Genomic DNA, 6,803 nt, shown 5'->3' on the forward strand with positions numbered 1-6,803 from the left:
CGGCCATCTGGCTGATCGTGGTCCAATGGCTCTCGGCGGGGCTGGGCGGATATCTGACTGGCCGACTGCGCACCAAATGGGTCGGCATTCATACTGACGAGGTTTATTTCCGCGACACCGCGCACGGTTTCCTTGCTTGGGCCTTGGCGACTCTTCTTGTTGCCGGTGTCTTGGGTTCGGCTCTTTCGGCAGCTGTCGGCGGTGGCGTTCAGGCAGCGTCGAATGTTGCCTCGGGTGCGGCGATGGGCGCTGCTGCAAATGCAGGGTCGCAGAGCACCGACAATGCAACGTCGTACTTCGTCGACACGCTGTTCCGACCATCGGACCCAGCCAGGCTTGCCTCTACCAATGCTACTGACGAACAAGCTTCAATGCAGGCGTCTCGTATCCTGGTGACGAGTGCCGCGTCGGGTGAGGTCTCTGCGGAGGACCGCACCTATCTGTCGCAACTGGTTGCCGCACGCACCGGATTATCAGAAGCCGACGCCCAGGCGCGCGTCGATGCGATCCTCACTCGTGTCAATGAAGCCAAGGTCAAGACGCAGGAAGCCGCGGATACCGCACGCAAAGCAAGTGCCACATTTGCGCTCGTTACCGCACTTTCGCTGGCCATCGGTGCGTTCATCGCAAGTGCTGCTGCCGCATTGGGCGGCAAGCAACGGGACGACGACGAGACGCTTTACCTGTCGCGTCGATGACAGCCGGAGTTGCTTAAAATCAGCTGAAATCTCATTCTGCTGGAAGGCCTGTTGAGTAATCTCAGAAGGCCTTTCATTCGCCGGCTAGGCCGTGGCCGACGACTCTGCCGCGGCTTTTATTGTGCACTGCAGCAACGATATGTTTGCACCGGCGTTGTGTACCGCGCTGTCCCGTCCGGACGCCGAAACAGGATGCTCCCATGAGAAACTTGTCGGGCACGATTTCACGCCTTGCAGCCCACCGCCTACAGCAAAAAGCCCAACCCGCGTCGCACAACGACGACACGCTCTCGGATCTGGTGAACTTCGGAGCAAACCCCGGCGCGCTACGAGCCAGAACATACATCCCCGAAAATCTGCCCGCTCACGCCCCCCTCGTTGTAGTTCTGCATGGCTGCACTCAGACAGCAGCGAGCTACAACCATGGCTCCGGCTGGTCCAGTCTCGCTGACAGCGAAGGCATTGCCCTGCTTTTCCCAGAGCAGCAGCGCGCCAACAATGCCAATCTGTGCTTCAACTGGTTCGAGCCTGGCGACATGAGACGCAACGGCGGCGAGCCTCATTCGATCCGGCAGATGATCGAGACACTCGTCACAACCCATGGACTTGATCGCAAGCGGATCTTCATCACTGGACTTTCCGCCGGTGGCGCGATGGCGTCGGTGATGCTTGCGAACTATCCGGAGGTGTTCGCCGGCGGCGCCATCATCGCTGGATTGCCCTATGGCAGCGCCAACTCCATCCCGKAGGCGTTTGACCGCATGCGAGGGCACGGCGCGCCTTCAGAGGGTCGGCTCCAGCATCTGGTGCGCGCCGCGTCACCACACGCGGGACCGTGGCCGACGATCTCTGTCTGGCACGGTTCATCCGACAAGACCGTGGTTTCCTCAAACGCAAACGACATCGTCGCGCAATGGGCGGCCATTCACGGAATCCCCAACGGGTCCATGCCATCCGAGACGATGGTTGATGGCCACAGCCGGCGCGCGTGGAAAGACAGCTCGGGGCAGGATGTCATTGAGCAATACGAAATTGCCGGAATGGGTCACGGCACGCCCCTGGCTACCGTAATAGAAGTCGGCCAGGAGAAGTTGGGGGCAACCGGCCCTTTCATGATTGAGGCCGGGATCTCATCAACGCGGCGGATTGCGCAATTCTGGGGGATTGCAGAGCAGCAGTTGCCGAACGGGCTCACGACCGAGAGGACCCYAGCAACATCGAGAGGGTCAAAAAAGGAAGGGCCGCCGTCAGATGGCATAAGGAAAGTGATTGAAGACGCGCTCCGATCTGCAGGCCTGATGCGATAAGGGCATCGCGGTCAGCTCTTCCTGTACCGACTAATCCCGACAACACCTTCCAGCCGTTCAATGAGCTGCGCCAAATGTGCCTTTCGCCATTTAGGGACTTGAAGCCACCTCAAGCCGTACAACCTTTGGTAGTCCATTTATTTTCTGGCTATAACTCGTAGAGCTGCGAGCAAGTGCACGATCGGTGATATTGCATATATCCGAGTTTTTTGGGAACTATTGCAGACCCAAAAGGTTCTTCTATCAACAATAGCCAAGGAGAACCTACAGTGAAAAAGCTAATACTTAGCGCGGCGTTCCTCGCCACTACTGCGCTTTTTGCCCACGCCCAGACCCAGCCATCAAGCGACGTTCAGGCACCTGCTATCGTCACCCCGGATTCTGCGAATCCAACAGCGCCAGTAGAAGGCGCAAACAGCTTCACTGAAGCCCAGGCCAAGGAGAGAATCCAGGACGCCGGGTTCCAAAATGTTTCGGCGCTGGTAAAGGCCGAGACAGGGATCTGGCAGGGCAAAGCCACAAAAGACGGCAAGGAAGTAGTCGTTTCGCTCGACTACCAGGGCAACGTCGTAGCGCAGTAACCCCTACTCTCTTGAAGGATGACAATAATGGTAAGTGTGACAGGACTGTTTGACAATCATTCGGACGCAAAAGCTGCGGTCGATAAGCTGGTGCAAGCTGGCATTCCGCACGATGATATCAGCTTGGTCGCCAGCAATGCAGATGGCTCTTACGACAACCATGACTCCGACACAGCCGACGCTGCAGGCAAGGGAGCAGGTATCGGCGCGTTGGTTGGCGGCGCAGGCGGATTGCTAACCGGGCTTGGCGTTATGGCTATCCCGGGCGTCGGGCCAGTGGTGGCAGCGGGTTGGCTGGCAGCGACTGCTGCAGGCGCTGCGGCCGGTGCACTCGCGGGTGGCGCGACAGGAGGTCTTATCGGAGCGCTGACTGATTCCGGAGTGCCGGATGAAGACGCCCATGTCTATGCGGAGGGGGTCCGACGTGGCGGGACACTCGTTACCGCGCGGGTCACGGAAGGAGCCGAAGAGGACGCTGCACGGTCCATCCTTCAGAACTCCAATTGGGTGGATATCGRCCAGCGTCGGGCGGCCTATGCCGAGGACGGTTGGACCGCATTCGACGARACCGCRGACCCATTYTCCCCAGAAGAGATYGAAGAAGAGCGCAGACGCTACGCAGCGCGWATTCCCCCAGTCGTCTGACACACATCTTCAGAAGCGTCAGTTTGAGCGTAACCCGCCAGGTGAAACCGGGCGGGTTACTCTTTTCTTCCGCGGTGCACGACAAACGATGATGTCGTAGTGAGGTCAAGGCGCTACTTGAGGCGCACTTTGGCTACGCTGTCCTGGTAGTCCTGTTTGGGGTCACCCATGCCAAGAAACATTTTGACGCCGGCGACAAAACTGGAGGCGTCAAGCCATATCTGGGCATCGGCAGGGTCAAACCGTAGCAGGCGTAGCGTCGGGTCATCTTTACCCTTTTCGAACCAGGCAGCCACAAAACGGTTCCATAGCCGGTCAACGGTGTTGCGGTCGTTATCGATCCTGATGGTCCCGTGGACAGTTGCGAACAGGTCATGCTTTTTCGCGGCGTAGACCAGCGTGGCCTTTTTGGCACGCGGCAGCTTTTCAGCCAGCTCTGTATCCTTCGCGGTAAAGAAATAGATTAACTTTTGCTCCCCGTCGAACTGGGCTGTCATAGGGCGTGGATCGACTCCATTGATGCCAACCATGACGGTCATGTCTGCACGGATTGACTTCCAGAATTTTGCTTCGAACTCTTGCTTGTCCGACATGGCGTCCTCTCCTGTTCGCCAGCAAACGTCCGGTGCGGTGGAAAAGTTCCAGCTTTCCCCGGGCGGAATAGCGGCAGCAGCTGGAACGAATTTCAACGGACCGCGCTTGCTTCTGATGCCAAGCAAGGCCCCTTCCATGCAGTGTCGGCCAGGACCCGCCGCAGCTTCGCATCTCAAGAGCCGAGTTAAACGTGTCGCACCTGTTCTGTATGGAACAGACTTGCCGCGTCCCGTCTGTTAGGTCTCCCCGTTGGCTGAACCTGGGTCACCACGATGTTTGATGCCGTCGTTACGCAGAGAACTTTCGACCGACAGAGAGTGACGGCGGAGCCGCCCTATACTGTCAGCGAGCTGGCGAAGAAATACTCCCTGTCACCCGGTCAGGCGAAGGGGATGATAATAGTCCACGGTCCCAACCGACGTAGGCTAGATGCCATAATGGCTCGCATGCCTCCGATAGGTCGAGCCAGTGCATAAGCAACGGCAATCGCAGAAGAAAAAAGAGGGCTGAGCAGTTTCGCTGATCCCCTACTGTCGGGCCTGAACGAGGGCGCATCGGCCGCACCCCCCATACTCCCGGAGAACTGCGGTGACTCGAGGGGGCGTTGGCGTTGCTTTTCTCGCCGCCTTTCAGAATGGACGCCGAGAACGCAGAATCCTGGCGGCTGCGACGGCGTTCCAGGCTACGGTGATCAGTGAGAGCATCGCCAAGCCTCCCATATAGCTGCTTGGTGAGGTCTTGCGGGTTGAGACGTACTCACCTGGCCGTGTATTTGCCTCTACGACTGCCGTCAGGTCTGGCCTGCTCCCATGTCGAATTGAGTATGCCCGTGTAACCTCCGCCCCAAACAGGAAGATTTGAGAAGAATAGTAGACCCAAAGTAGCAAGACCAGAAGTCCGCCGGCGGAGCCGTAGGACGACGCTATCGCGCTCGTGCCGATGTACCAGGCGATCAACGATTTCCCGATGCTGAAGAGTATGGCAGTCACGACTGCACCTGAGATGACATCGCGCCACGTCAGCGTTCGATCAGGCAGAATCTTGTAGATCGCAGCGAACATTGCGGCGATGAGCACAAAGGAAACGGCCACATTGATAATGCTGAGGATGGTTGTTCCAAATGGCAGATGTGCGTTGATGACATCTCGCATTGCTGAGATTGCCGCGCTGGCGATCAGCGACACAAGCAGCAGAAATCCAAGCGAGGCGACCAATCCCAGGCTCACCGCACGGGCTCTTACCAAGCGAGAAACTGAGCTGCCCCTTGGTTCGACTTTCCATATCGTATTCAAAGCCGTCTGCATCTCGCCAAAGACGCCGGAGGCTGTCACGAACAGGGTGCCAAGACCAATGATGGTCGCCCATTTTCCCGCCGTTTTGTTTGAAGCGGTCTCCAGAGCCACTTGAAGCAGATCGGCGGTCTGTGGCCCCATCAGGCCTGATATCTGGGCAGAAAGAGCCAGTTGTGCGGCGTCATGGCCAAACACCGCGCCCGCAATCGCAATCACGATGAGCAAGATAGGGACCAACGAAGTGGCGGCATAAAAGGCCATCGCCGCCCCCCGGCTAAGTGCACTGTCGTCGACAAAGGCCGTGACGCTTTCTCTCAACAAATCCCACGCCTGGACAATCGAGGTACGCGCGCGTCTCATCAGTAGCCACCGATGATTGGAATTACCTCGCCGGTGATGTAGCTGGAGCAGTGGGACGACGCCAGGAACACATAGGCGGGTGCTATCTCCTCTGGTTGTGCTGGCCGTTTCATGGGTGTCTTTGCACCAAATTCGGAGACATCTTCGGGAGCCTTGTCCGACGGGTTCAAGGGCGTCCAAACGGGGCCAGGCGCAACTGCGTTGACCCGGATGCCGCGACGTATCAGGCTCGCAGCCAAAGCCCGGGTGAACGCATGGATGCCGCCTTTGGTGAGTGAATAGTCAACGAGCTGGGGACTTCCGTTTATCCCCGTGACTGACCCAGTATTGATGATCGCTGCTCCGGGCTTGAGATACGGAAGGGCAGCCTTCGCCATATAGAAATAGCCGTAAATATTGGTCTTTACGGTGGTATCGAAATGTTCGTCGGTCAGGTCGGCGAAGTCTGACGAATGCACCTGGAAAGCGGCATTGTTGACGAGGACATCCAGCCGTCCAAGTTGGTGTACGGTCTGGGCCACCACTGATTTGCAATAAGACGGATCCGACACGTCACCTGGAATGAGAAGGCAGCGGCGGCCTTCGGCTTCTATGGCCTTTCGCGTGACCTGGGCGTCCCGATCTTCGCTAAGGTAACTTATAGCAACATCCGCGCCTTCTCTGGCAAWAAGGACCGCCACCGAACGGCCGATGCCGGAGTCGCCTCCGGTGATGAGAGCCACTTTCCCTTCCAGTTTCTGGGAACCGAGATAAAAGGGCGCGTCATAAAGCGGCGAAGGGTCCAGGGACTCTTCTTCGCCAGGCTTCGCTTGATGTTGCGTTGGAAATGGAGGCACCGGGTAGATACGAGCGCCTGCCTGCATCGGCAGATCGTTGTTCTCGGGTGCTTCTGGTGCCCGTTCGGCCGTAGCCACGGTTTTTTGAACGGCTCGCTGTTTATCGACTGCTTCTGCTATGCGCTCTTGTGGATCTTCCATGGTACCTGTCCCATTTGTTCACACGCCAATTTGGGCATCAAGGAAGCAATCGATGAGCTAGCTCGTTGTTCCCAAGCCCCTCGAGATTTCCGCACTTGAACGATGACAGAGGGCCGCCCAGCCAACCTGCGCTTCCTGTCAAGGTAGCGCGACCACATCCTGCAAGCGCCGAAAGCGTCAACCGCACGCGGTTATTGGCGGTTGTCGAAGACTTCGTTGGCCGCGACCCGCCATGATCACAAAATGCCACGCGTCCGGTTGACCACGCAAGGCATTTGTTCCTACTTTGTTCCATGACCCAGATCATTCGAACCGTCGGCCAAGCCGTCCGTCAAGGCATGCTCATATG

General features: G+C 57.8%; 7 protein-coding genes. 4 read left to right on the forward strand and 3 right to left on the reverse strand.

The features are described 5' to 3' along the window. The 4 genes from AC1DUU_RS19510 to AC1DUU_RS19525 form a co-directional block, all read left to right on the forward strand. Positions 1-698: hypothetical protein (locus tag AC1DUU_RS19510; protein WP_476785055.1), on the forward strand; the 698-nt coding region annotated here is incomplete at its 5' end. Positions 699-898: 200 nt separating this feature from the next. Next, on the forward strand, positions 899-2,005 hold the full coding sequence (locus AC1DUU_RS19515) for an extracellular catalytic domain type 1 short-chain-length polyhydroxyalkanoate depolymerase (protein ID WP_476785056.1): 1,107 nt from the start codon (positions 899-901) through the stop codon (positions 2,003-2,005). 269 nt (positions 2,006-2,274) lie between these two features. After that, positions 2,275-2,586 (forward strand): PepSY domain-containing protein, encoded by a 312-nt coding sequence (locus AC1DUU_RS19520; RefSeq protein WP_476785057.1) that lies wholly within the window; start codon positions 2,275-2,277, stop codon positions 2,584-2,586. A 27-nt stretch (positions 2,587-2,613) separates the two neighbouring features. Beyond that, complete coding sequence (locus AC1DUU_RS19525) at positions 2,614-3,231, forward strand: general stress protein (protein ID WP_476785058.1); 618 nt, start codon at positions 2,614-2,616, stop codon at positions 3,229-3,231. Between the two features lie 113 nt (positions 3,232-3,344). Here the strand turns inward: AC1DUU_RS19525 and AC1DUU_RS19530 are convergent, their stop codons facing one another. The 3 genes from AC1DUU_RS19530 to AC1DUU_RS19540 all read right to left on the reverse strand — a co-directional run bounded on the left by AC1DUU_RS19530 (position 3,345) and on the right by AC1DUU_RS19540 (position 6,454). Further along, on the reverse strand, positions 3,345-3,950 hold the full coding sequence (locus AC1DUU_RS19530) for a pyridoxamine 5'-phosphate oxidase family protein (protein WP_476785059.1): 606 nt from the start codon (positions 3,948-3,950) through the stop codon (positions 3,345-3,347). Positions 3,951-4,454: 504 nt separating this feature from the next. Beyond that, positions 4,455-5,477, reverse strand: coding sequence for a YihY/virulence factor BrkB family protein (locus AC1DUU_RS19535; RefSeq protein ID WP_476785060.1), 1,023 nt, complete (start codon positions 5,475-5,477; stop codon positions 4,455-4,457). After that, the gene (locus AC1DUU_RS19540; protein WP_476785061.1) at positions 5,477-6,454 is read right to left on the reverse strand and encodes an SDR family oxidoreductase; all 978 of its coding nucleotides are present in this window, start codon (positions 6,452-6,454) and stop codon (positions 5,477-5,479) included. The genes AC1DUU_RS19535 and AC1DUU_RS19540 overlap by 1 nt, the downstream gene beginning before the upstream one ends. Positions 6,455-6,803 lie beyond the last annotated feature (349 nt).

The sequence above is a fragment of the Aminobacter sp. P4_H6_2 genome, from assembly GCF_056400805.1.